Raw genomic sequence first — 23,332 nt, 5'->3', positions numbered from 1 at the left:
CCGTGCCCGAAGAGATCAGCACCCCGGCCGAGGAGACCGCGCCCAGCGGGGAGCAGCCCCCGGCCGAGCAGCCGACATCCGCCGAGACGACCGAGTCATCCAGCGAAGACGCGCTGCCCGAGTGGGCGCGCAAGGAGCTGGCCAAGGTTCGCGGCGAAGCCGCGAACTACCGCACCCGGCTGCGGGACGCCGAGACGAAGCTCGGCTCCGCCAAGGGCCCCGAAGAGGTCGAGGCAGCACTTGCCGACCTCCGGACGCAGAACGCGGCGCTGGAGCGGTCGATCCTGCGAGCCACCGTTGCCCGCAAGTACGAGCTCCCCGATGACCTCGCGGACGCCCTGCACGGCGAGGACAAGTCCGCTCTTGAGGCGCACGCGAAGGTGCTGGCCAAGTACGTCCCGGTTCCCGGCCCTCAGTCGCTGGGCGGCGGCCTGACGCCTGATGACGGCGGAGACGGAGAGATGGACCCGCGCAAGCTGGCGCGGCTCTCTCGACGCTTTTAGCACATTCACAGAAACGTTCCCCCTTTGAACCCCCGAGCTGAATGGCCGGGGGTTTCCTTATGCCCCGGAGTTGCACCACTTGCCCACTGTTCAGCATCAGGTAGTAAAGCCTCAGAAGCTCGTCAACACTGCGGTCGGAATGCTTGAGCAGGAGCTCATCATCCCGAACCTCTTCACCAAGCAGGGTGTCGACGCTTTCAAGGGCGCCGAGAATGACACTATTTCCATGAAGGTGGAAGGGATTCTCCCTTTCCATGACTACGCATGGCGCAACGACCGAAGCTCTCCGATTCAGTTCGATGAGTATTCGGAACGAACCATCGCCGTTTCCTTCGGCGGCAATGTGTATTCGGCCGTCAAGCTCACGGACGAGCAGTATGATTTCGATATCGACGGCTGGGCGAAGCTCCTGCGCCCGCAGTCCAAGGCTATTGCCCGAGGTCTTCAGCGCCGCGCCGTCAAGCTCCTGACCGGCCAGAACTACAACGTCACCATCGGCAACGCCGCGAAGAACCTGCGCGGGGCGCTGATCGAGGCACGTCGCGTACTGAACGCTTTCCATGCTCCACGCGAGGGCCGCTACCTCCTGGTCGGCACGGAATTCGAGTCGGCACTTCTGACCGATCCGGCCCTGAATCTGGCACAGAATGTTGGCGACTCGGAGGCCGAGACAGCGCTTCGCACCGCTTCGATCGGCGAGCGCTTCGGCTTCAGGATCATCGTCGACCAGACGATTCCCTCCGACGCGGCGTACGCATTTACCAAGTCGGGCTTCATCTTCCTTTCCGGCGCCCCGAGCGTTCCTCAGTCCGTACCGTACGGCGCGACCACGAGTTTCGAGTCCATCGCCCTTCGCTGGGTGCGCGACTACGACTCGCTTTACATGCAGGACCGTAGCGTTGTGAACACCTACGCCGGTTTCCGCAGCGTTCCTGACATCCTCGTCGGCTGGGACGAGAAGAGCGAGAAGGAAGTCATCTCCTCCAAGGAGCATTTCGTGCGCGGGATCAAGCTCCAGCTCGACGGCAAGTCGGACTACCCGGAGGTCGGCTCGGAACTGGCCACCATCACCGGCATCTCGGCGGCGAAGGTCTGGACTCCGACCGGCCCCGCTGGTGAGACCGATCCAGCAAACGCCTGATCCACTCGGCGGCCGCGTAAACCTGTAACAAGGCGCTGCACGGCCGCCGACCCTTTCCGCGGAAGGAGGCTTCTTGGCGTACGCCACACTCGACGACCTCAAGGCCCGCCTGGACTGGGACCTCGACGCGGACGAGCTGCGCATCGCGACCGGCGCCCTGGAAGACGCCTCAACGCTCGCCGCGGCCTACGGCCGTAACTGGCCGGAGGCCGTCGCCCCCCGGCTGGTGCGGACGCTGGTCCTCAAGGCCGCATCGCGGTACATGACCAACCCCAACGGGTACACGCAGTCGCGTGCCGGGGACGAGACGCTCGCCTGGTCGGACGTCGGCCACGACGCGGGCACGGTCTACTTCACCACCGAGGAGAAGCGACTCCTCGAAGGACTGGCCGGCACCCGGCCCGGCCTGGCCAGCGTGATCGTCAGTTCCTGGGAGTCGAACACCCGGCAGTTCGACGGGGGGAGGGTCCCTGTCGACTACGGCGGCGACCGGTTCCCCCTGTACGGGGACGGGGTGACCCCCTGGTGAGCGTCCAGCGTAGGCGCGGCCAGCGGGCCCGGGTCTGGAGAACCGTCGAGGTCACCGACTCGCGCGGCAACACCGTGACCATGGCCGACCCGACCGGGTCCATCGAAGTCCGGGCCGCGTTCATCCCCCAACGCTCGGCCCGCGCCGAGGTCCCCGGTCAGCAGCAGATCAACGTGGTGAGGATGATCGTGGACCCCCACCTCGACGGCGTGAACCTCTGGTCCAGGGTCGAGTACGCCGGGCGCCAGTGGGACATCGTCTCCCCGCCCGCGTATCACCACGGCGACCGCAAGTCCCGGCACTGGTCGATCGACATTCGGGAGCGGCCCTGATGGCAAAGGTCTATCGGAGCATCGGCGGGCGTTCGATCGAAAAGGTCATAGCCGTCAACGACGGCGTACAGGCCGAGCTCACTGTCCGCGCATTCGAGATCGGCGTCCGCGCCGAAGAAATTCTCCTGCGGCACCGCGCGGACGGCCATGCCGAGATCGACATCGAAGCAGGCGACAACAACCGGTACGTCATCCTCTCCGACGATCGAGGCCAAAAAGCCGCCCTCTCCATCGAATACGGTCGCAAGGCTTCCGTTGTTGTCCGTGAGGACAAGTACGGCAAGAAGTACCTCGACGTGATCCCCGAGATGGACGGCCTTTACGTCCTCGCCACCGCCTCGAACCTCCCCAAGAAGAGGAAAGGCAAGGTGAAGCTCGACTAGTGGCCGGCATCCCCGATCACATCAAGGCCCTGGCCGAGCTGTCCCCCGTCGAAGACCTCCTGCTGGCAGTCCTACGTAAAGGGCTTCCCGGGGTCCGCGTAAAGTCCCTCATCGACCGGCACGAGCAATTCCCCCTCGTCCTGGTCCGTCGCGATCCGACGTTCGGTAGGTGGGCAGCGGATACGCGTTTCACCGACTCGGCGCGTGTGGTTGTGAACTGCTTCGCGTCGGACCCTGACGGCGACTCCGACGCCGCGATCCTCTCCGAGGCCGTGCGTGTCGTTCTGCGGGATGCGTGGCTCAACCAGGAAGTAATCCCAGGCCGGGGCCATATCACGCGGGTCGACATGAACTCGTCCCCGCGCCGGGCCTCGGACTGGGCCACGGCCACCGGGCCGGTCCAGTATGCGGATCTACCTACTGGCGTGTGGCGCTACGAGTCGATTTTCGACATCCAGATCCGCAAACCGCGGCAGCGCCCCTTCCCTCTTCAGTAATCCATCCCGCACGCACCCCGATCTGCCACTGGAGCAGCCGGGGCCTCTGACGTGCACATTAGGAGAATCGTTCTTCTTTGGCGCTTAACGACAATTCCACCCTTGTCGTCGGCTCCGGTAATTACCTGACCGCTCCGGTCGGTACAGCCATGCCCGATGACCTTCTCGTGCCCGTCTCCCCGTGGCAGAACGTGGGCCACACCTCGCTGGAAGACGTTTTTGGAATTACTTCCGAAGGCGGCGAGGCGACGACGATCGGCACTCTTCAGAACAAGTCCCTCCGCACCAAGTATTCGGCGCGTGTGGAGACGATGACCTTCACCTTGCAGCAGTTCGATACCGCTGCACTGCGGCTCTACTTCGGCGCGAATGCCCCTCTCCTCCCGGATGGGTCGATTGGCGTTCCCGCCGACCCGCAGCCTACCCAGTCAGCGTTCCTCGCCGTCTTCGTCGACGGTGAAAGCCATTTCGCTTTCTACGCCCCGAAGGCTGAGATTTACCGGGCCGACGACATGGCGATTGCCGACACGGAATCCCTTGCCGGCCTGCCGCTCGGAGTCAAGCCGATGGTCCACGGCAACAACGTCTGGACCTATGCGGTCACCCCGCTCGGCGGCACCCCCGCGACGGGGGCCAGCGCCGGTTCACCCGGCACCTTCACCCCCACGGGAGCAGTCGTCCCGGCCGACCTTGCCGCTCTCCGCTCGGTGATCGCGGCGCCGACCGCGAAGTGGACGACCGGCCAGCACGTCGTGCTCGGCGACGCCTCGAAGGCGCACTGGAACGGCTCCACCTGGGCGGCCGGCACAGCGGCCTGACCCCAACTCCCGGCGCGAACGCGCGGACCCGTTCGCGCCGGGCCCTCCCCCTCCCTGGTCCGCCTCCTTGTTCTTCTATCCGGAGGTCCGCACCCCCATGGCTTCTTTCTCCCTCGACGACATCCGCACCGCCGCTGAGGCAAAGTACGGCTCGACCGACATCGAGCTGGGTGACACCACGATCCGCCTGCTCAACCCGCTCCGCCTGCCCAAGGCCGCACGTACGGAGCTTGCCCAGCTCCAGGAGCGCATGGGCGGCGAGGACGCTGACCAGGAGGAGCTTCTGTCTGAGGCGATCCGCCTGGTCGCCGAGCACCCGAAGGCAGCTGACAAGCTCCTCCAGGCGGTGAACGGTGATCTCGCCCTCCTCGCCGAGATCTTCGACCGCTACGGCCGGGCCACCCAGGTGGGGGAAGCCTCGGCCTCGCGCGACTGATCGACGACTACGGCGAGGGCCTCTACCCCGACCTGCTCTTCCATTTCGGCGTCGACCTCGCCGAGGTGATCGCAGGCCGGGGCCCCTCACCCGCGCTCTGTCTGCTCCTCGTCGCGAGGCTGCCCGACACCTCCTTGACCGTCGCCCTCGCGTCCGGCGGCAGGCACATCTTCGGCTGGGGTCAGGACCGGCATCTGGCCGCCGATCTCTACGACGCGATCAACAGCAACACCCGGGCGACCGGCCAGTGGGGCAAGGGCAAAGCCCCGAAGATCCCCGCCTTCCCGCGCCCGAAGGCCGCCAAGGCCCCGGCGAAGAAGGCCAGCAAGCAGCCCGCCACGGTGGCCGCCCTCTATCAGCACTTCCAGCGGAGGTAGCCCTTGTCAGCGGGCCAGATCATCGGCCGTGTCGCCGTCAAGGTCTCCCCCGATACCCGTGATTTCAGGCGGGAAGCGGAGCGACAGCTCAACCGCATCGAGCAGCAGCTCGACAAGCTCAAGGTGTCGACGAAGATCGACATGTCCGGTGCCTCGCGCGAGTTCGTCGAGGAACTCCGGAAGATCAACCGCCGGAACAAGCAGATGAACGCGCGGAAGATCCGCTTCTACACGACCATCAGCACCGACGGCATGGCGACGGCTGTACGCAACGCCGCCCGCGAGCTTCAGCAGCGGGCCAACAGCCAGAAGGTCGACTTCAAGGTCAACGACCTCAAGGCCACGGGCAAGGTCGAGCTGGAGCTCGACGAGCACTCCGCGGACCGGGTCAAGCGCAAGCTCAAGGACTGGGCCAACGACCTCTCTCCGCTCAAGGTGAAGGTCGAGCTGGACATCGCCAACGGCACCGGGGCCCGGATCTCCGCCCGACTCCAGATGCTGACCCGCCCACGTACGGTCCCGATCATCCCGGACCTAGACAACGCGGCCGTGGCCAAGGTCGGTGCTGCGCTCGCCGCCCTGTCCGGCGCGCGAGTGCTGAACAACATCTTCGAGAAGCTCAGCAACACGCTGCGCAATCTTGACAAGAACGTCCCGGTCATCGGCTCGCTCGCTCTGGCGATTGCCGGCCTGGCCGGGTGGGGGCTCTCGGCGGCCTCGAACTTGGCCGCTCTCTCCTCCTCGCTCGCGAAGATCGGCGCGACCAGCCTGCTCCTTCCTGGCCTGCTCGGCGGCATGGCGGTCGGGCTCGGCGTAACCATCGCCGCCTTCAAGGACTTCAACAAAGTCCTGCCCGAGGTCAAGACCACGCTGAGTGGACTCCAGGACACGATCTCGGAGAACTTCTGGGCCAAGGCCGCGGCTCCCATCCGCGAGATGGTGGATGGCCTCCTGCCCGAGTTCACGGCCGGTGTCGCCAAGACGGCCACCCAGCTCGGCGGATTCTTCGGCGGGCTGGCCACCTCGCTTCAAGGGGCGCTCAACCCGGCGCTCGCCCAGATGTTCTCGGACCTGTCCGAGTCCATCAACATCGCGACGACCGGCACGGGCGCCTTCGCGAACATCATCACTGTCCTCGGCCGGGTCGGAACCAGCTACCTGCCGTCGCTGGCGCAGTGGTTCGTCGATATCTCGACGCGCTTCTCGGACTTCCTCAGCGCCGCTGAGTCGGACGGCCGCCTCAAGGGCTGGATCGACGAGGGCATTCAAAACCTCCAGGACCTCGGCCGGGTCCTGAGCAACCTCGGCGGCATCTTCGCGGGCATTTCCCGCGCCGCCGAAGCGGCTGGCGGTTCCTCGCTCGGCATGATGGCCGACACGCTGGAGCGTATCCACAGCACTGTGGACAGTCCGGGCTTCCAGTCCGGGCTGACCGACGTCTTCCGCGCGGCCCACGAGGCGATGAACAACATCGCCACCCAGTCGGGTCCGGCGGTCAAGTCACTCTTTACCGAACTCGGCCAGCTCCTGACTGCGGTCCTGCCGCAGGTCGGCACGATCATCGGCACGGCGCTCGGCGCGATTGCCTCGGCGCTCGCGCGGCCTGCCGTCACCGAAGGCGTCAAGAGCCTCTTCGACGGCCTCCAGGCCGCAGTCACCGCCCTCGCTCCGGCGATGGCGCCGCTCGGCGAAGCGCTCGGCGCTCTGATGCAGGTCATCGGGGCGTTCGCGGCGATGCTCGGCCCCCTGGTTGCAGCAGCCCTCGTTCCGCTGGCACAGGCGTTCACGGCGCTGGCCCCGGCGGTCATCCCGATCATTCAGCTCCTGGGCGGCGCGCTCACCGGAGCGATCCAGTCCCTCGCGCCGATCGTCGCGCAACTCGTCCCCGTCGTCGGCGAGATGCTCGCGGCGGCGTTCAGCGTCCTCCAGACGATCCTTCCTGTCGTCGCGCAGCTCTTCCAGCAGATCGTCACGGCGGTTGCCCCGCTGGTGGAACAGCTCCTGTCGGGGCTGGCTCCGATCCTGCCGGTGATCGCCCAGTTCATCGCGCAGGTCCTGACGGCGATCACGCCGTTGGTCGCGATCCTGATTCAGATCGTGTCGGCGGTCATCACACCGCTGATCCCGATGCTTCAGGCGATCGTCGAGGCGGTACTGCCGCCGCTCGCGGAAGCCTTCACCCGCCTCGTCGAGGCGATCCAGCCGCTTCTTCAGGCGCTGCTCAAGGTCGTTGAGTTCCTGATGCCGGTCCTGGTACCGGTCATCCAGTTCATCATCGAGATCCTGGCCAGCTCCCTGGTCGGCGCGATCAACGGTGTCGCGCTGGTGCTGGAAGGTTTCGTCGAGATCTTCCGAGGCGTCTGGGACGCCGTCAAGGGAATCTTCGAGATCTTCTGGGGCCTCTTCGAGGGCATCTTCACCGGCAACTGGTCCACCTTCAAGCAGGGCTTCGTAGACCTGTGGAACGGCATCACGTCGTTCCTGAAGGGCATCTGGGACGTCATCGTCGGCGCCCTGGGGGTCTTCCTCAACGTCGGCATCCTGGGCACGGCCGGCAAGGTGCTGAAGGCTGTCGGCGCGCTGTGGAAGGCGGCTTGGGGCGGCATCCGCATGGCGGGCGTCGTCATCTGGGACACCATCAAGGGCCTCTTCTCCGGCTTCGGCTCGACCCTGTCCGGCCTCGGAAGCTCGATGATGTCCGGCCTCGGCCGTCTCTTCTCGGCAGGCTGGAACGCCATCAAGGACACCGCCAGTTCGGCGATGTCTGCCCTGGGCCGCGCCATCTCCACGGGCGTCACCGAGACCATCCGATTCGTCAAGGAACTGCCCGGCAAAGCCAAGGACGCACTCAGCAATCTCGGCTCGACCCTGGTGGATGCGGGCAAGTCCCTTATCCGCGGCCTGATCAGCGGCATCACGTCCATGTTCGGCGCGGTCAAGGACAAGCTCGGCGAGCTCACGTCCAAGCTGACGGACTGGAAGGGCCCGGCCCCGAAGGACGCCGTGCTGCTGTACGACGCGGGACGGCTCATCATCCAGGGCCTCGTCAAGGGCCTGGAGAGTGAGTTCCCCAGCGTCAAGCAGGCCCTCAACGAGCTGACAGAGAAGATCCCGAACGACGCCTCACAGGGCCTGAAGGACCGGATCAACACCGACCGGACCGCCATGCTCAAACTGGCCGCCCAGTGGGACGCCGGGGCCGACCGGCTCAAGGCCGCCCGCGACAAGCTCGACAAGATGCGCGAGGAAGCGGCCTCCTACGCACAGCGGGTCACGGACCGGATCATCGACACCGGCGATGTGACCAAGGCGAAGAGCTCCTCCTTCAGCGGGATCACGAGCGCCCTCCAGACGGCCATCGACAAGGCGAAACGCTTCGCCTCCGCACTCAAGAAGCTCAAGGACATGGGCCTTGGCCAGGCGGCCATGGACCAGATCGCTTCGGCCGGACCCGACGCGGGCCTGGCGGCGGCCGAGTCGATCGCGGCGGCCGGCAAGAACGGCATCGCCGAGATCAACCGTCTTCAGGCCGAGCTCGCCAAGTACGCGGGCCAGGCCGGAGCCACCGCCTCGGACGCAATGTACGCCAACGGCGTCCACATCGCCGAGGGCATCGTCAAGGGTCTACAGAGCCAGCAAGCGGCGATCGAGAAGCAGATGCTCCAGATCGCCGACTCGATGGTGGCGGCGATCAAGAAGAGCCTCGGCATCCACTCTCCGAGCCGGGTGTTCGCCGAACTCGGCACTTACGTCGGACGCGGCTTCGCGAAGGGTATCGAGAGCGAAGCCGACCGCGTGGCGGCTGCGGTCGATGCGATCACCGACCGGCCCAACACGGCGGACTACACCACTGCCGCCCGCGCCGCCTCGGCAGCCGTCTCAAGCGGCCTCAGTACGACAGGCGGCGGCGCGACCCGGGTCCTCAACTACTACGCGGCACCGAACAGTTCGCTCGACTCGCAAGAGGAACTGTTCGCCGCGGCAAGCCGATCACGAATGGTGGGGTGGTAATGACCTCGCTCCTATTGGAGACCGAGCGCGACGTGCTCGACCTCGCCGGGCAGGCAATGACAGGATTCGGGTATCAGGCCACGGCCGGGATGACTGGCCGTGGCCTGCCGGCCGTGGATGTCCAGTGGCTCAGCGGCGCCGGAGACGGCGCCCGCTGGCGCGGCCAACGCGTACAGCCCCGAGACTTGGACATCCCGCTCGACATCCTCGGCCGCAACCGCAGCCACCTGTCCGAGTTGGTCTCCCGGCTCGCGCAAGCGGTCGCAGGCGAATGCCAACTCGTCCTGGTCGACGATCAGGGTGTCCGGTGGTCCACATCGGTCTACCGCACCGGGGGTGGCGACCTCACCGACGACGGTGGCACCAGCCTTCAGACAGTGATCAGCTTTCGGGCGCCGGACCCCTACTTCGTCGCGTCGAGCGTCTCCACCCAGTCGGTCGGCGGCGACCCGGGCAAGAAGCCGTTCCTGTCCAACTTGGCAGCACTGCCGCTTGCGGCCTCACAGGCAATCGGTGACATGCAGCTCGACAACTGCGGCGACGTTGCCGCCTACCCAGTCTGGGAGGTGTACGGACCGGGCCGGGACCTGACGGTGACGGCACCGACCGGTGAGACCCTGCGCTGGCAGGGCACTCTCCCGGCGGGCGAACGACTGATCGTCGATACCCGTAACGGCTCGGTGCGGGACGGCAAGAACGCCAACCGGTACGCCGACCTCGCAGCGGCTCCGCGCTTCTGGACCGTGCCGCCCGGCACCTCAACCGCGAGCGTAAGCCTGCTCGACACCACCGCGGATTCCCGCATCGTGTGCTCTTGGCGCCCCCGCAAATGGATGGTGATCTGACCTGCGCCTGCAAGACCTGACCGTGGAGGTCCGGGACAAGAACCTCACCCGGCTCGGCCTGATACGCCCCGAGGATCTCTCCCTGGAGCTCACCGACACCTTCAACAACGTCGGCACCTGGAAACTGGTCCTCGCCAGCGAGCATCCGCTCGCCGACACCCTGCGCACCCCCGGTTCGGGCCTGATCATCACCGGGCACGACGACGTGCTCATGTCCGGGCCCGTCGTCTCCTCCGAGTACGCGGCCACCCCCGAGGACCGGCGCGGAAGCATCGCCTTCGAGGGCGTCTCCGACACGGTCATCCTGTCCGACATGCTCGCCTGGCCCGAGCCCACCAACCCCGACGTGAGCAAGCAAAAGGCCGGGCACGACGAGCGAACCGGACCGGCCGAGACCTTGATGCACGCGTACGTCACCGCGAACTGCGGTCCGTCCGCCCCACCCGCTCGTCGCAGGGCAAGGCTCGTGATGGGGCCGAACCAGGGCCGGGGCCCGATGGTCAAGAAGAGCGCGCGATTCCCCGCGCTGGGCGAACTGCTCACCGAGATCGCGAGCGTGGCCGCGCTCGGCTTCCGCATTGTCCAGCGCGGCAACCAGCTCGTCTTCGAGACGTACGCGGTCGCCGACCGCACGCGGGAGGTACGCCTTGACGTCCTGGCCGGCACGCTCGCCGGACAGCGCGTCTCTGTGTCGACGCCCGGCGCGACCCGCGTCATCGTCGCGGGTCAGGGCGAACAGGAAGACCGGACGCTCGTCCCCGTCGACAACACCACCTCCATCGGCGCCGAAACAGACTGGGGGCGCCGCATCGAGAAGTTCGTCGACCAGCGCAACACCGACGACGAGAAGGAACTCACCCAGGCCGGCAACGAGGTCCTGGCCGACGCGGGCAAGACCTCAACCGCCGTACAAGCGGTGCCCGTTGAAGATTCGACGATGGAATTCGGCGTCGACTGGCGACTGGGCGACCGCGTGACCGTCGTCGCGGGGGGCCAGGAGCTCACCGCGCCCGTTACGGGCCTGGTCATCAAGGCCAGCGAAGACGGCTTCCACGTCGGCACTCTGCTCGGCGACCCGAGTTCCTTCGACCCCAACGCGGCAGCCACCGCGCAGGCGGCCACCACCCAGTCGCGAGTCTCCGCCCTGGAGCGAACGGCCGAGGCGTCTCCGCCTGGGCCCAGAGAAGTGTGGCCGGAGATCTTCACCCAGGCCAGTGCGCCCACCGCCTATCCAGACGGCGCCAGCGTCATGTTTCTGTCCGCCGAGCAGGCCACGGCGGGCGGTTGGGACTTCGGCGGGAAGTACGGGCACGTCACCACTCGCAAAGAGTCGTGGGGCGACGCCTCCCAGACGTGGAGTCGCGTCCACGCCGCCACCACCCCGCACGAGGAGTGGGTGCGGGGAGGCAACGCCAAAACCGGCTGGTCTCCCTGGCGCATGATCACGTACAAGCAGATCCTCTCGCCCGACGCCATCACCCAGGCCACCGACCCGGCCGCCTATCCGTACGAGGACTCACGCCTGTACCTCGACTCGGCCGCGTCCAAGGCCGGGGGCTGGAGCTTCGCTCCGATGGGCGGCTATGTGTGGACCACCGGCACGACGACCGGTTACACCACCCAGCGCTGGTCCCGCACCCATGGCGGCGCCGAGCCGCATGAGGAGTGGGTCCGCGGTGGCTCCCCTTCGTCTGGCTGGTCACCCTGGCGCCAGACCGCCTTCCGCGACAACACCGCGCGCGGCCTGGTCGCCCTCGCTCCCCTGAGCGCCTCCGCCTACGTGGGCGACACCCCCGCCCTGATCTACTCCTGGACCTTCCCAGCCGAAGCCCGTCGCCTGTACCGCTTCGGGTTGCGCATCACCTCGGTCGACACCGACGGCACGGGCGACTCCGGGTCGGGCACCCGGTACGCGAAGCAGTCTGGATACACGGCCGTGCGATGGGCCTCCGGAACCTCCGTCACCGCATCCAGTCCCGCACTCGGCGACATGCTGACCACGACCTTCAACGACGACTCGGACTCCTCCAGCGGCCTGTCCGCCACCTTCCACCTCAACGGACCGCCCGCCGGAATGACCACCATCGGCGTCTTCTTGAACGCCCGACGCGCGGCGGCCACCTACGGGCAGGTCCGCTACCTCACCGGGGCCGGGTCGGAGCTGTTCATCGAAGACGTGGGTCCGGCCTTCTGACACAAAGGAACACCTCTTCTTGGCAATCACGTCCTTCCCCTTCGACTCCCAGGCCGTCACGGAGAGCCAATACGGCTACCTCTTCCGGGAGTTCCAGGACTCCGGCGTCGTCGCCGCGTACGACAGCCCCGGCTTCCATGTCAGCGCAGGCAACGGCATGACTGTGACCGTGCAGCCCGGTCTCGCGATCCTGCGCGGTCACATGGTGCAGTCCACCGCGACCGAGACGCTGGCCATACCTGCGGCCGGCACGAACACCCGCGTCGACCGGGTAGTCCTGCGGCTCGACCCCGCCTCTAACTCGATCACCTTGGCCGTCAAGGCGGGCTCGGCAGGGTCGTCCACTCCCTCAGCCCTCAGCCAGACCGACACCGGCATCTACGAGATGGCGCTCGCCAACGTCGCCGTGTCCGCCAGCGTCACGACGATCACGAGCGCGGATGTCTCCGCGACTCGGCCCGTGGTCGGCCACCGGGTCGGCGTCTGGTCCACGTCCACCCGCCCGTCCTCTCCGCGCAAGGGGCAGCTCGGCTTCAACAACACCCTGGCTCGGTGGGAGTGGTGGGACGGCTCAGCCTGGGCCGATCTGGCACCGACCGTCTCGTGGGCGTCCCTCACGGGCAAGCCCTCCACGTTCGCGCCGTCTGCCCACTCGCACGCGTGGGGGGACATCACTGAGAAGCCCGTGGTCTTCCCTGTGGCCGAGCACGGCCACCACTGGGAAGGCGTCTACGGCAAACCGTCGTACTTCCCCCCGACGTCCCACAGCCACTCATGGGGACAGATCTCCGACAAGCCCGGGTCGTATCCCCCGTCCGGACACTCGCACGGTGAGTACCTCACCTCCGGCAGCACGATCTCCTGGGCCAACGGCTCGAAGATGCCGCACAACAACAGCGCGAGCGGCTCCGGTACTTGGTACGCGGTGTGGGTGGAGGGGGACGGGACGTTCTGCCGGAACACGTCCTCCATCCGTTACAAGGAAAACGTCCGGGACATCGGAATTGACCCGGCCGCCGTCCTCGCATTGCGTCCCCGCGTTTACGACCGGAAGCCGACCGAGGACAAGCCCCAGTCACGCAAGGACGAGTACGGCCTGATCGCGGAAGAGGTCGCCAAGACACTTCCCGAGATCGTCACGTACGACGAGGAGGGACGTATCGACGCCCTCCGATACGACCTGCTTGGTGTCGCCCTGCTGCCGGTCGTTCAGGACCAGGCCCAGCGAATTGAGCGCCTGGAGGCCCTCGTCGAGGAGCTTGCCCGTGCAGCTTGAGCCCTCCGTGCAGGTGGCTCTCGTCTCGGCTGGCGGCGCTGTCGTCGCAGCCCTCGTCGGAGTCCTCGTCGAGCTCGTACGGAGACAGGGCACCGCTCTGGCCGAAGTGCGCGAGCACGCGCAGGAGGCGCGCGAGCAGGTCTCCAACGACCACTCGACGAACCTGCGGGACGACGTGGACCGCGTGATTCGGGGACTCGATCGCGTCCTCGACGGCCAGGCCCAGCACAGCCGGGACATCGCCGCCCTGCGTACAGACCTCGCCCACGAGAGGACAGAACGCCTCGTGGTCGCCGAGCGACTCGATGCGCACATCACTACTTCTGTCCCCAACCCCATCTGAGTCAAATCCCCTGCATTTGGGCCCCGTTCCGCACTTGCGGACGGGGCCTTCGTCATGTCCCGAAGGAGTAAGTCACTTGGGCAACGCCCAGACCGTTATCAACATCGCCAAGGCTGAGGTCGGCTATCACGAAGGCCGATCCAATGGGCACTGGAACAACTGGCAGAAGTACAGCCCGGCCGTCCCCGGCCTGGAGTGGAGCCAGAACCAGGCGTGGTGTGCCACGTTCGTTTCCTGGTGCGCCATGAAGGCCGGCCTCTCCGGCCTGTACCCGCGTACCGCCTCGTGCTCCACGGCCGTCGACTGGTTCAAGAGCCGCAACCGGTGGAGCGCCTACCCGGCGGTCGGCGCCATGGTCCTGTTCGGGGCTGGGGGCGGCACCCACACCGGCATCGTGTACGCCTACGACTCCACGTACGTCTACACCATCGAAGGCAACACCAACGACTCCGGCAGCGCGGAGGGCGACGGCGTGTACCTGAAGAAGCGCGAGCGCCGCAGCTCGTACGTTTACGGGTACGGCTACCCGGCCTTCGCCGAGGGCATCGACTCTGCGGACCCCGCCTGGAAGAGCAGCAAGGACCAGGGAGACAACACCCCGTTCCCTGGCCGGCAGGCGTTCCGTCTCGGCCAGTCCCACCCGGCCGTGACCGTCCTCGGCAAGCGGCTCGTCGCGCACGGCTTCGGCCGCTTCTACTCCGAGGGGCCGGGACCGCGCTTCACCGAGGCGGACCGCAAGGCGACCGAGGCGTTCCAGCGTGCGCAGGGTTGGAGCGGCTCGGACGCGGACGGCTATCCGGGCCCGTCGACCTGGGCCCGCCTGACGGCTCCGGCAGGTCGCTGATGAGCAAGATGCAGATGCCCGGTTCCAAGCCCATCTCGCTGGTGAGCCTGCTGCCCGTCCGCTACCGCACGCGCGTCGGTGCGGTGCTGTCCGCGGTGGGTGTCGCGGTGTCCATCGCCGCCATCGTCTACGCCGACAGTCCCGAAGTCGCCGTCATCGTGCAGATCCTGACGGCGCTGGGGGTGGTCGCTCCGAGCGATGACGACACCGAGGAGTAACCGAATCCCCCCGCTGACCCGTGTGGTCGGCGGGGGGATTTCCTGCGTTTCAGCTACCGTCCTTGGCCCGTGCTGCGGCCTTCTCTGCTTCGATCTGCTCCGGGGTCAAGGTGCGGGCACCGAGACTCTTCCGACGGGTGGCCGTCTTCTTAGCCGTCGTACTCTTCGCGGTGGCCTTCTTCGCTGGCGCCCTCTTGGCAGCCGCCTTCTTGGCCGGGGCCGCCGGTTCGCGTGCCGGCCGGGCCGTCTCCCTCTCGTGCCCTTGCGGCCCGTCGAGGGTCACCGTGGCTTCCGGGGCAGCGGCCTCGGGCTCGAAGAAGAGCGCGACGACCGGGGCAGCGTCTTCGACGCAGAGATCCTTACGGACGGGCTCCGTGTCCCCCACGGCGAGCAGGTACTTCTTCGCGGGCCTGTCCTGTCGCTTGCAGACATCGCAAACAACCATGGTCACTGTTACTTCCACTTCTCCGCGTCTCCTCGCCGTGCGGGACTCATCGTGAGGATTGTCCCGCACGGCGAAGGTTGGCGGGGTTGATCAGCCGGTCGGGGCGTCGTTGAGCATGGCGAGGTAGCGGGAGCCCTGGCGGCGGTGCCGTCCCATGGCCTTCGCGAGATTGGGGCCGTTCACTTCCTCGCCCTGGGCTCGGAGGGTCTCGGCGGCCTTCTTCAGATCCTCGATCGAGGGTCCGGGGCGTCCGGGGCGGCGCCGGGCGCGGGCCTGGGCCACCTCGTCGACGGGGATCTCGATGTCGAGGGCCTCCTGCTGGGGCTCCTCCTGCGGCTCGTCCGGCCGGGGCTCGTGCGACACCTCCTCCAGGTACTCGCTCGCGTGCGTGTCGAGCTGCGGCTCGACGACGGCTTCCTGGCGGGCGGCCCGGATGATCATGTGGGCGACGTGGCCGACGACGATCGCGGGCACCGAGGAGACGGCGGCGGTCAGGGCCATGGATGACTGCATGTCTCCGGCGGCGATCCAGTGGGCCACGACCTGACCGGACAGTGTCATCGTCAGCGCGCAGATCGCCCCGACGATGGCCGTGCCTCGCCCTTTCTCGCCCTTGCGCCTGGTCTCGACGAACCAGACGGCGAAGGCCGTGTAGACGGACATGCAGACCGGCATGCCGGCCGCGACGAGTTCGCCCCATCCGGCGACGCGGGCGAGCTGGTACTCACCGGGGGCCGACATCATCAGGGCGACGACGAGGACCAGGCCGCCGAGGACGTAGGCGTACCAGGGCAGGCGGGAGCTGGGCATGGGTGTTCCTATCGGGGTGCGCGGTGAGAGGTGTGCGGCGGCGCCGGTCAGGCGCGGGCGGCCTTGCGGGCGCGGATGGCGGCGATCAGTTCGGCCCCAGCTCCGGTGACGTGACTCAGGAGGTCGCCGTCAAGCTCGGCGTCACGGACGAGCTCAGTGAAGAGCGGCGGCGGCACGATGCCAGCGCAGACGGCGCAGATGCCAGAGTCCTGCCCTGCGGGCAGGAGTCGGCCGCAGCCGTCCGCGCAGTCGGCGTAGGTCTTCCACTGGCGGCGCGGCTCGGGCATCTTGCGCTGGAGCCGGTCGGCGACGAGCTTCGCGGCAGAGTACACGCGCTGCGGGAGGCCCTGGGTGGTGGCGTCGGTGATCTCGGCGATGGTGGCGCCACGGCTGAGCCATTCAGCCGCAAGGGGTGCGAGGGCGGTGGTCTGCTTGGCGGTGAGCTTCAGGCGGCTGTCGACGGAGCCGAGGCGGGCCAGGAGCCGTGCGGCCTCCCGTGTGTGCTGCGCGTCCCCTTCCCCGCGGTCAGCCGGAGCCCCCTCGGGCTCAGCGTCCGGGGAGGCGGGAGGGGTCTTGTCTTCGTTCTTAGAGACAAGATCCTTAACTCCCGAAGGGAGGCTTCCCGCAGAGCCAGGCGTCGGGGCGCCGGTTCCCGGCATGGCGGGAGTCGGAAGGAAGGTCTCCTGCGGAGTGTCGAACACGTAGGTGTCCGTACGTACGCGGCCTCGGTCGTCCCGGTAGGTGTGCCGGAAGTAGTAGCCCTTGGAGATCAGCTCGTCCACGGCGTCCCGGATGCCTTTGCGGCCGATCTTGGGGTTCTTGTCGGCGAGCTTGCGTACGTCTTCGTCGGCGCCGTCAGGGAGGCTCAGCAGGTAGCCGAGGATGCCTCGGGCTGTGAAGGACAGCTCACGGTTGCGGAGCACGTCATTGCCCACGATCGTGAAATGGGCACGTCGAGGGGTACGCTGAATACGCACTGGGAGCTCATATCTCCTGGTGTAGTACCCGAAAGCGTTCGCGCGCTGCCGGGTAGAGGCCCCGGACAGCGTTGGAGCGCTGACCGGGGTCATTTCTGTGTGCCGTCAGCGTTGGAGCGCTGACGATCTTGGTCTTGTTACAGTTTGACAGCTCGAAGACCCCTGCGCAACTATGTAACAAGAGTTCGACCCTGAGCAGGACTTCACCTGAGACGAGAGACCAGTGGGAGCCAAGAAGATCGTCGACGAGTCCGAGGTACTTCGCTGGTTCGAGGAGAACCGCACGTACGACTGGATGATCGAGACGTACGAGAAGAAGTACGGGATCGAGACCACCCGGGGCATGTGGGCGACGTTTCGCCGCCGTCGCGGGCTGGACCGTCGCAATGTTCGAGATGACGAACTGATCCCCTGGAAGGTGAAGGAGGAGCATCGGTACGCGTACCCCGTGCTGATGCTGCGCGCCGAGGCACGCCGGAAGGCCGGCAAGGAGCTGACCCCGGAAGACACCAAGCGCCTGGCCTCCTGGAAGGCCGACCTGAAGGCGGAGGACGTCGTTGTCCACTACGACCCGGAGCACCCGGACGGCTGGTTCTACGTGCCCCGCACCGAAGGAGACGCGGAGCTGATCCACCCGCCCGCAACGAAGACGGGCAACAAGGCGCAGGATTGATCCTGCCGTACTCGAACGACTGTTCGCATCATCCCCCTGTCGGAGATCCGGCGGGGGGCTTCTCATTCTCGGGGTGGATATCGGACGTACCCCCTCCGCATAGCCTTAAGTCGCCCTTAAGGGGCAGCTCAGGGGCGTGCGGGGGATCACAGGTTCGACACGTAAATCCGACTTGACGGAAATTTTCCCTACGCATAGAACTGTCTTAGTTACAGATTTACAGAAGGAACATAGCTGCCATGAGCGCAACTGTGTCCCGGGGGGACACTTCGCGCGTCGCCGAAGGCGCCGTGCTGTACGTCAACGAAGAAGAGTGGGACTACCACCTCACCTTCGACCAGGACGTGACGACCACTGTGGTGCGCTCAGCTCTCGAAGCCATCCGAGCCCGCGGCCTGGAGCCTCTCGACGAGAGCGAAGGTGAGCCGTTCTTCCTTGGTGACGGGCGTATCCGCATGGACCTCGCCCGATGCGTTTTCGATCAGGACACCTACCTCGAAGGAGCCGCTTAACCATGAGGTTTGTCGACATCACCGCCCCCTCCCCAGGGGTGCCCCGCGACGGCTGGGACCGACCGCTCGTCGTCCCCAAAGGGGGTGGGAAGCCAACCGCCTTGACCCGGACGACCACCTTCATCGACGCGATCGAGGACAAGAGCTCCTTGACCGCCTGGGGCAAGCGCATGACCCTCGTGGGCGCCGCCCGACAACCCTCGATCCTGAACGCCGTACGCGACCTCAACCCCGACGACGCAGCCGACAAGCGGCAGCTCAACGCCCTGACCGAGCGGGCCGTCAGCCTTTCCGGCGCCAACGCCAAGCGCGAGCGCGGAACCCACCTCCACACCCTGTCCGAGTACGTTGACCGCGGCGACCCTCTACCCGCCACCACCTCGGAACTCGACCTGCGGGACATGTCCGCCTACATGGCCGCGACAGTCGACTTCGACATCCAAGGCGTCGAACAGTTCGTCGTCGTACCCGAGTTGGCCGTCGGCGGCACGTTCGATCGGCTGCTGTCCTACAGCGGGCCCGGCCCGGACGGCGAACCCCTCGACGGGCTCTTCATCGGCGACCTGAAGACGGGCTCCGTCCAGTACGGCGCACTGAAGATGGCATCCCAGCTCGCGGTGTACTCGCGCGGCGAGTTCTACGACCACACCCGCTTCCCCGTGGACACCTCGAACCGCAAGGCGCTTACGGCCTGGAAGAAGGCGTCCGTGCCGGCCAAGGAGGCAGTGACGGCGTACGCGCCACTGCCCGAGGTATCGCAGCAGTGGGGCATCATCATCCACCTGCCCGCAGGCTCCGGCGAATGCACCCTGTACTGGGTGAACTTGGAGATCGGATGGCGAGCCGCCAAGCTGTCCCGCGACATCCGGCAGATGCGCGGCGTCCGCGACGCCATGCGCCCCTGGGTGACCCGGATCACGCACTCCACGGCCGCTTAACTCGACCACAGGTGTTAACCTGTAACAGCAGATCAGAGAGAACGACGGAGTGAGTGAGTCGCACGAGCACGGCATCACCGTAACGATCAAGTACGGCAAGGGCTACGAGGACACCTGGGCGGTCTTCCGCGGACCCTCGGAGGTCGTCCGCAAGCAGATCATCGACTACTTCGGGTTCGAGTGTGAACCTGTTACTAGCCTAACGCTCAGCGAGCTGGTCGTCGAGGCGACGAGCATCGCGCACGGCACCGGCAACATTGCCGGCCTACTGGGCGGGCGGATCGTCGCCACCGAGGCCCCTTCGGATGAGGACGACCCGTGGGCGGCTGCAAGTGCCACACCGGCGCCAGCCGCGAAGGAAGAGCCGAACGGCTGGATTCTCGGCGAGATCGCCAAACAGACCAGCGTGGCCGACCTCCAGAAGGTATGGGCCGCCAACCAGTCGTTCTTCGCCGACCCGACTGTCATGACCGCCTACAAGGCCAAGGGCCGGGCGCTGAAGCAGGTCGCGTGAAAGCCGCTCGCCCCGCCCTCGCCATGACCATCGCCGCAGCCTTGCTCGCGGCATCCATCTGGACCTGGGTCGCAGCCCCGTGCGGGCTGTGCACCCCCCTGAAGGCGGGCGACGCACCCGCCCGCTGCATCAACGAGTGAATCCCCAAAACCAGGAGACAGACTTAGTGACTCTGAACTTCATCGACATCCCCACCCAGGGCGGCGGCTGGTTCAAGCCGAAGGACAACGTGGACGCCATCGCGATCCTCGTTGAGGTGAACTCCTTCGACCGGCAGCGCCCCACCCCGAACGGGCCGAAGGACTCGGCCCTCTGCGACATCTCCGTCTTCAAGTCCCGCGAGCAGCTCGCAGCGCTCAGCCCCGAGATCACCAAGGGCACCCGCGTGGAACAGACGCTCCTCGCCCGCGACCTTGAGACCGTCATCGGGGGCGCGACCATCGTCACCGTGACCCAGGTGCCCCCGAAGCGTCCGGGCGCACATCCCGCATGGGTCTGGCGTCCGGTTGCGGACGCCTCGGTCCGCCAGGCCGTCATCGACTACGCCACGAAGCGCGAAGCCGCGGTGGCCAAGGCCGTCGCCGACGCGCCCGACTTCGACTGACACCGCGAGGTGCGGGGGCTGACCTGCGGGTCGGCCCCCTCTCGCCCCTGGCCCTATTTCCGAGAGGAGAGTTCCGAATTGCTCACCCCAGCAAGGTCACTCGCCCTCCATGCCGAGTCCGGCAAGGAGCTGCCGCGTGTCGAAGCGTTCGAGGCCCTGTACGCGATGGGCTGCCGCCCCCGGCATGGCGAAGTCATCATGATCGCCGGAAGGTCCGGCACCCAGAAGTCGGGCTTCGCGCTGTACTGGGCGGCCCAGATGAACTTGCCCACCCTCTACTTCTCCGCCGACATGAGCGCCTTCACTGCCTCGTCGCGGCTCGCTTCGATGGCGACCGGCGATACGACGGAGATGGTCGAGGCAGGCATGGCGGCCGGTGGCCGGCATCGCCAGGAGTACCTGTCCTCGCTCGCGGGCTCGAACATCACCTTCTCCTTCGGCAGCCCGATCACCTGGAAGTCGGTGGACGAGGAGTTGGAGGCGTTCATCGAACTATGGGACGCCTTCCCGCAGCTCTTCGTCTTCGACAACCTGATGGACTTCGAGGGCGCAGAGAGTGACTACACCGAGCAGATGGCGGTGATGTCGGGGCTGACCGAGTTGGCCCGTGCGACCGGAGCCACGGTCATGGTGCTCCACCACGCCAGCGACAAGTCGTGGGAGGCGAAGAGCGACCCGTGGGCTCCGCCCAGCCGGGATCAGGTCAAGGGCGGCTTGAGCGAAAAGCCCGAGCTGTCGCTGTCCGTGGCGCTCGATCCGACCTCGCACGAGTACCGCGTCGCGGTGATCAAGCAAAGGATGGGGCCCTGCGACCCGACCGCGAAGCGGTACGCGTCCATGCGTTGCCACCCGGAACTGACCCGGTTCTCCAAGCTGGAGACACGCATCCCCGTCGCGTCGCCCTCCCAACCCTGGTCGCCGACGAAGATCCTCAACGCTGCCTAACGTGTTAACCTGTATCTAGCCCGCAGGAGCGGGCATTCCTTTGACGGAGATGTAAACCTGTGACTGAGATAGCGATGCGCAACAAGGCCAACCGGCGCAAGGGCGCCGTGTGGGAGACGGATCTGCGGGAGGGCCTGCGGGCCCTCGGGGAGGACGTCGAGAGCCTGCGCCTGGCCGGCATCGAAGACGAAGGCGACATGGTCATCCGCGAGGACGACGGCCGCTTCCTGGTGATCGAGGCCAAGAACGCGAAATTCGAGCCCGGCCCCTTCCTCGACGAGGCGATGCGCGAGCGCGAGAACTTCGCCAAGCACCGCGGCCTGGACGCGGACCTCGTCGATTCCGTGGTCGTCGTCAAGCGGCGCGGAAAGTCCTGGCGCAAGGCTTTCGTGCTCACCACGGTCGAGGAGTATTTCGACCTGGACCCCGAGTGATCACGTACGAGGAGGAAGCCGAGCTGGTGCGTCTAGCCAAGGAGCTAGGCGGCCTGTTCCTCGAATTCGCGCAGCCGCAGGGACTCGGCGACCTTGGCTATGACACCATCGGCGGCTTCTTTCGGGGGGAGCAGATCGCGTGACCCCGGCCGAGGAAGCATGCGGCTTCGACGCCTTTCTCGACTGCCTCAACGACCCCGAGTTCGACGGGCAACTCCTGGTGGAAATCGAGGAGTTCTATGACGTTCCGATGGCCGACCTGAATTGGATGCTGCTATGAGCTTCAGCGAAGACCACGACGAGAAACCGACGCTCGAAGCCGTCTTCGAGCACTACGACGTCGACTACAACGCCGAACGGTCCATCGGCATGACCCGCTGTCCCCTGCACGAGGACAACACCCCGTCGTTCTCGTACAACCTCACCCGGCAGCTGTGGAAGTGCCACTCCTGCCAAGCGGGCGGTGACAGCTACGAGTTCCTCATCCGCTATGCCACAACCGTCCTTGAGAAGGAGATGACCTTTGTCGGAGCGAAGTCCCTTGCAGCCTCTCTCGGACTCGCAACGCAAGACGCTGGAGGAGGCGACAGCCACCTATCAGGCAGCGCTTACGGCGGACGCCGCCAGGTACCTGCTGGATCGCGGGATCGGAAGGGCCGAAGCGGCTACGTACCGGCTTGGCGTCGTCGGTGACGACGCCTTCCCTGGACACGAGCGATTCCGCGGGATGCTCGCCATCCCCTACCTGGGGCGTGCCGGCCAACCGCTGACCATCCGCTTCCGGTGCCTGCTGGAGCACGATCACCGCGCGCACCACCACGGCAAGTACAACACCATCACCGGGGACCCTCCGAGGATGTACGGCGTGGATTCCATCCACGCGGCCGGGGACACCATCGACGTGACCGAGGGCGAGCTCGACAGGGTCGTCCTGCGCATGCTCGGCCTGCATGTCGTTGGCCTTCCTGGCGCTTCCCTCTGGCTGCCCCGCCACCGCCGGATGCTCGCGGGCTTCAACGTCGTGCGCGTCTGGGGCGATCCGGACGATGCCGGCGCGGAGTTCACCTCGAAGGTCTGCCGTTCCCTTCCTCGCTCCGCGCGAGGCATGCGGCTGCGGATCGGCGACGTGTCCGAGACCTACAAGCAGGGAGGCGCTCAGTCCCTACTGAACGTGATCAAGGAGAGTGAGAAGTGACCGAGATGAAGACGAAGCGGTCGGCACCCGTGACAGCGATCCTGGCCGAGGTCCGCGCAGCCCGGAAGTCCGTTGAGGACCGCACCGTTCCCGTGGCCGGAGGACATCGCCCCCACAAGGGTCGATCTCACCACCTGCATGAGGCGAGCCGGTGGCGGACGATCAACACCAGCCGGGACCTCGACGGAGTACCCGGCTGGGATTCGACTCTCCTCGCCGCGGCCTTCGGCACCCTCGCCGAGCAGCGGCCGGAGGACGCACGTGCCGGGCTCGTCCATCTGGCCGCCCTCGCTGTGGCGGCCGTCGAGTCGATCGACAGGGGGCCGTGTGAGTGAGGCACTGCCCGGACAGCCCGGCCCAACTCTCCAGAGCATCTATGACGAACTGGAGCCCGACGAGCGCGAGTCGATGGTGATCCGGCTCCTCGACGGCTCCTCCGCAGAGCGGCTCGCGCTCGTTCTCCGCAAGCACGGACACCACGTGTCCGCCTCCACCATCCGCACGTACCGCCGATCCCTTCAGGAGGATGTGTAAACCT

The 23,332-nt window shown here is 66.7% G+C and carries 34 protein-coding genes; 30 read left to right on the top strand and 4 right to left on the bottom strand.

The features are described from left to right. Nucleotides 1-2: 2 nt before the first annotated feature. The 9 genes from IEZ17_RS00295 to IEZ17_RS00255 all read left to right on the top strand — a co-directional run bounded on the left by IEZ17_RS00295 (nucleotide 3) and on the right by IEZ17_RS00255 (nucleotide 5,016). Nucleotides 3-503: a DUF7239 family protein gene (locus tag IEZ17_RS00295; RefSeq protein ID WP_189295055.1), complete on the top strand. Its 501-nt coding sequence runs from the start codon at nucleotides 3-5 to the stop codon at nucleotides 501-503. Nucleotides 504-642: 139 nt separating this feature from the next. Beyond that, the gene (locus tag IEZ17_RS00290; RefSeq protein ID WP_229851619.1) at nucleotides 643-1,644 is read left to right on the top strand and encodes a phage major capsid protein; all 1,002 of its coding nucleotides are present in this window, start codon (nucleotides 643-645) and stop codon (nucleotides 1,642-1,644) included. Nucleotides 1,645-1,717: 73 nt separating this feature from the next. After that, a complete protein-coding gene (locus IEZ17_RS00285; RefSeq protein WP_189295052.1) occupies nucleotides 1,718-2,173 on the top strand; it encodes a hypothetical protein in 456 nt (151 codons plus the stop codon). Beyond that, nucleotides 2,170-2,505, top strand: coding sequence for a head-tail adaptor protein (locus tag IEZ17_RS00280; protein WP_229851618.1), 336 nt, complete (start codon nucleotides 2,170-2,172; stop codon nucleotides 2,503-2,505). Before IEZ17_RS00285 ends, IEZ17_RS00280 begins: the two co-directional genes overlap by 4 nt. Further along, nucleotides 2,505-2,888 carry a DUF5403 family protein gene (locus IEZ17_RS00275; RefSeq protein WP_189295050.1) on the top strand — a complete coding sequence of 128 codons (384 nt, stop codon included), beginning with the start codon at nucleotides 2,505-2,507 and terminating at the stop codon, nucleotides 2,886-2,888. Before IEZ17_RS00280 ends, IEZ17_RS00275 begins: the two co-directional genes overlap by 1 nt. Beyond that, nucleotides 2,888-3,385: a phage tail termination protein gene (locus IEZ17_RS00270; RefSeq protein ID WP_189295048.1), complete on the top strand. Its 498-nt coding sequence runs from the start codon at nucleotides 2,888-2,890 to the stop codon at nucleotides 3,383-3,385. The genes IEZ17_RS00275 and IEZ17_RS00270 overlap by 1 nt, the downstream gene beginning before the upstream one ends. A gap of 77 nt (nucleotides 3,386-3,462) precedes the next feature. Then, nucleotides 3,463-4,203 (top strand): phage tail tube protein, encoded by a 741-nt coding sequence (locus IEZ17_RS00265; protein WP_189295046.1) that lies wholly within the window; start codon nucleotides 3,463-3,465, stop codon nucleotides 4,201-4,203. 97 nt (nucleotides 4,204-4,300) lie between these two features. Beyond that, a complete protein-coding gene (locus tag IEZ17_RS00260; protein ID WP_189295044.1) occupies nucleotides 4,301-4,639 on the top strand; it encodes a phage tail assembly protein in 339 nt (112 codons plus the stop codon). Between the two features lie 65 nt (nucleotides 4,640-4,704). Continuing rightward, nucleotides 4,705-5,016, top strand: a complete 312-nt coding sequence (locus tag IEZ17_RS00255) for a hypothetical protein (RefSeq protein ID WP_189295042.1) — start codon at nucleotides 4,705-4,707, stop codon at nucleotides 5,014-5,016. Between the two features lie 6 nt (nucleotides 5,017-5,022). Here the strand turns inward: IEZ17_RS00255 and IEZ17_RS41835 are convergent, their stop codons facing one another. Continuing rightward, complete coding sequence (locus tag IEZ17_RS41835) at nucleotides 5,023-5,391, bottom strand: hypothetical protein (protein ID WP_229851616.1); 369 nt, start codon at nucleotides 5,389-5,391, stop codon at nucleotides 5,023-5,025. Nucleotides 5,392-5,565: 174 nt separating this feature from the next. Here IEZ17_RS41835 and IEZ17_RS00250 point away from each other — a divergent pair, with 174 nt between their 5' ends. The 7 genes from IEZ17_RS00250 to IEZ17_RS00220 all read left to right on the top strand — a co-directional run bounded on the left by IEZ17_RS00250 (nucleotide 5,566) and on the right by IEZ17_RS00220 (nucleotide 14,747). Continuing rightward, nucleotides 5,566-9,027, top strand: a complete 3,462-nt coding sequence (locus IEZ17_RS00250; protein ID WP_229851614.1) for a phage tail protein — start codon at nucleotides 5,566-5,568, stop codon at nucleotides 9,025-9,027. Nucleotides 9,028-9,041: 14 nt separating this feature from the next. Beyond that, the gene (locus IEZ17_RS00245; protein WP_229851611.1) at nucleotides 9,042-9,872 is read left to right on the top strand and encodes a phage tail family protein; all 831 of its coding nucleotides are present in this window, start codon (nucleotides 9,042-9,044) and stop codon (nucleotides 9,870-9,872) included. Between the two features lie 22 nt (nucleotides 9,873-9,894). Continuing rightward, nucleotides 9,895-12,066: a siphovirus ReqiPepy6 Gp37-like family protein gene (locus IEZ17_RS41830; protein ID WP_229851610.1), complete on the top strand. Its 2,172-nt coding sequence runs from the start codon at nucleotides 9,895-9,897 to the stop codon at nucleotides 12,064-12,066. A 19-nt stretch (nucleotides 12,067-12,085) separates the two neighbouring features. After that, entirely contained in the window at nucleotides 12,086-13,342 is a 1,257-nt protein-coding gene (locus IEZ17_RS00235) for a tail fiber domain-containing protein (RefSeq protein ID WP_189295037.1), read from the top strand. Continuing rightward, on the top strand, nucleotides 13,332-13,685 hold the full coding sequence (locus tag IEZ17_RS00230) for a hypothetical protein (RefSeq protein ID WP_189295034.1): 354 nt from the start codon (nucleotides 13,332-13,334) through the stop codon (nucleotides 13,683-13,685). The genes IEZ17_RS00235 and IEZ17_RS00230 overlap by 11 nt, the downstream gene beginning before the upstream one ends. Nucleotides 13,686-13,761: 76 nt before the next feature. Continuing rightward, the gene (locus tag IEZ17_RS44090; RefSeq protein WP_308427574.1) at nucleotides 13,762-14,529 is read left to right on the top strand and encodes a peptidoglycan-binding protein; all 768 of its coding nucleotides are present in this window, start codon (nucleotides 13,762-13,764) and stop codon (nucleotides 14,527-14,529) included. Next, nucleotides 14,529-14,747, top strand: a complete 219-nt coding sequence (locus IEZ17_RS00220; RefSeq protein WP_189295029.1) for a DUF7439 family protein — start codon at nucleotides 14,529-14,531, stop codon at nucleotides 14,745-14,747. Before IEZ17_RS44090 ends, IEZ17_RS00220 begins: the two co-directional genes overlap by 1 nt. 49 nt (nucleotides 14,748-14,796) lie before the next feature. On the opposite strand, the gene IEZ17_RS00215 is transcribed toward IEZ17_RS00220, so the two are convergent. The 3 genes from IEZ17_RS00215 to IEZ17_RS00205 all read right to left on the bottom strand — a co-directional run bounded on the left by IEZ17_RS00215 (nucleotide 14,797) and on the right by IEZ17_RS00205 (nucleotide 16,925). Further along, nucleotides 14,797-15,210, bottom strand: a complete 414-nt coding sequence (locus IEZ17_RS00215; RefSeq protein ID WP_189295027.1) for a hypothetical protein — start codon at nucleotides 15,208-15,210, stop codon at nucleotides 14,797-14,799. Between the two features lie 72 nt (nucleotides 15,211-15,282). Further along, nucleotides 15,283-16,002: a hypothetical protein gene (locus IEZ17_RS00210; protein WP_189295025.1), complete on the bottom strand. Its 720-nt coding sequence runs from the start codon at nucleotides 16,000-16,002 to the stop codon at nucleotides 15,283-15,285. 47 nt (nucleotides 16,003-16,049) lie between these two features. Beyond that, on the bottom strand, nucleotides 16,050-16,925 hold the full coding sequence (locus IEZ17_RS00205; RefSeq protein WP_189295024.1) for a helix-turn-helix domain-containing protein: 876 nt from the start codon (nucleotides 16,923-16,925) through the stop codon (nucleotides 16,050-16,052). Nucleotides 16,926-17,202: 277 nt separating this feature from the next. Between IEZ17_RS00205 and IEZ17_RS00200 the strand changes: the two genes are divergently transcribed. The 14 genes from IEZ17_RS00200 (at nucleotide 17,203) to IEZ17_RS00135 (ending at nucleotide 23,328) form a co-directional block, all read left to right on the top strand. Beyond that, nucleotides 17,203-17,652, top strand: coding sequence for a hypothetical protein (locus IEZ17_RS00200; RefSeq protein ID WP_189295022.1), 450 nt, complete (start codon nucleotides 17,203-17,205; stop codon nucleotides 17,650-17,652). A 239-nt stretch (nucleotides 17,653-17,891) separates the two neighbouring features. Beyond that, nucleotides 17,892-18,164, top strand: a complete 273-nt coding sequence (locus IEZ17_RS00195; protein ID WP_189295020.1) for a hypothetical protein — start codon at nucleotides 17,892-17,894, stop codon at nucleotides 18,162-18,164. Nucleotides 18,165-18,166: 2 nt separating this feature from the next. After that, nucleotides 18,167-19,102, top strand: coding sequence for a hypothetical protein (locus IEZ17_RS00190; protein ID WP_189295018.1), 936 nt, complete (start codon nucleotides 18,167-18,169; stop codon nucleotides 19,100-19,102). 49 nt (nucleotides 19,103-19,151) lie between these two features. After that, the gene (locus IEZ17_RS00185) at nucleotides 19,152-19,616 is read left to right on the top strand and encodes a hypothetical protein (protein WP_229851607.1); all 465 of its coding nucleotides are present in this window, start codon (nucleotides 19,152-19,154) and stop codon (nucleotides 19,614-19,616) included. Next, nucleotides 19,613-19,756, top strand: a complete 144-nt coding sequence (locus IEZ17_RS00180; RefSeq protein WP_189295017.1) for a hypothetical protein — start codon at nucleotides 19,613-19,615, stop codon at nucleotides 19,754-19,756. The genes IEZ17_RS00185 and IEZ17_RS00180 overlap by 4 nt, the downstream gene beginning before the upstream one ends. Before the next feature lie 26 nt (nucleotides 19,757-19,782). Beyond that, a complete protein-coding gene (locus tag IEZ17_RS00175) occupies nucleotides 19,783-20,220 on the top strand; it encodes a hypothetical protein (protein WP_189295015.1) in 438 nt (145 codons plus the stop codon). Between the two features lie 78 nt (nucleotides 20,221-20,298). Next, nucleotides 20,299-21,165: an AAA family ATPase gene (locus IEZ17_RS00170; protein ID WP_189295013.1), complete on the top strand. Its 867-nt coding sequence runs from the start codon at nucleotides 20,299-20,301 to the stop codon at nucleotides 21,163-21,165. 59 nt (nucleotides 21,166-21,224) lie between these two features. Then, nucleotides 21,225-21,599 (top strand): hypothetical protein, encoded by a 375-nt coding sequence (locus tag IEZ17_RS00165; protein ID WP_229851605.1) that lies wholly within the window; start codon nucleotides 21,225-21,227, stop codon nucleotides 21,597-21,599. Further along, nucleotides 21,596-21,742 carry a hypothetical protein gene (locus IEZ17_RS00160; RefSeq protein ID WP_189295011.1) on the top strand — a complete coding sequence of 49 codons (147 nt, stop codon included), beginning with the start codon at nucleotides 21,596-21,598 and terminating at the stop codon, nucleotides 21,740-21,742. The genes IEZ17_RS00165 and IEZ17_RS00160 overlap by 4 nt, the downstream gene beginning before the upstream one ends. Further along, nucleotides 21,739-21,879 carry a hypothetical protein gene (locus IEZ17_RS00155; RefSeq protein WP_189295009.1) on the top strand — a complete coding sequence of 47 codons (141 nt, stop codon included), beginning with the start codon at nucleotides 21,739-21,741 and terminating at the stop codon, nucleotides 21,877-21,879. Before IEZ17_RS00160 ends, IEZ17_RS00155 begins: the two co-directional genes overlap by 4 nt. After that, nucleotides 21,876-22,292: a CHC2 zinc finger domain-containing protein gene (locus tag IEZ17_RS00150; RefSeq protein WP_189295006.1), complete on the top strand. Its 417-nt coding sequence runs from the start codon at nucleotides 21,876-21,878 to the stop codon at nucleotides 22,290-22,292. The genes IEZ17_RS00155 and IEZ17_RS00150 overlap by 4 nt, the downstream gene beginning before the upstream one ends. Nucleotides 22,293-22,326: 34 nt before the next feature. After that, nucleotides 22,327-22,794 (top strand): hypothetical protein, encoded by a 468-nt coding sequence (locus IEZ17_RS00145; RefSeq protein WP_189295004.1) that lies wholly within the window; start codon nucleotides 22,327-22,329, stop codon nucleotides 22,792-22,794. Further along, complete coding sequence (locus tag IEZ17_RS00140) at nucleotides 22,791-23,129, top strand: hypothetical protein (protein ID WP_189295002.1); 339 nt, start codon at nucleotides 22,791-22,793, stop codon at nucleotides 23,127-23,129. Before IEZ17_RS00145 ends, IEZ17_RS00140 begins: the two co-directional genes overlap by 4 nt. After that, the gene (locus tag IEZ17_RS00135) at nucleotides 23,122-23,328 is read left to right on the top strand and encodes a hypothetical protein (RefSeq protein WP_189295000.1); all 207 of its coding nucleotides are present in this window, start codon (nucleotides 23,122-23,124) and stop codon (nucleotides 23,326-23,328) included. The genes IEZ17_RS00140 and IEZ17_RS00135 overlap by 8 nt, the downstream gene beginning before the upstream one ends. Nucleotides 23,329-23,332: the final 4 nt, after the last annotated feature.

Source organism: Streptomyces albospinus (genome assembly GCF_014648695.1).
Classification (GTDB): domain Bacteria; phylum Actinomycetota; class Actinomycetes; order Streptomycetales; family Streptomycetaceae; genus Streptomyces; species Streptomyces albospinus.
This window is presented reverse-complemented; position numbering and strand designations above follow the sequence as displayed.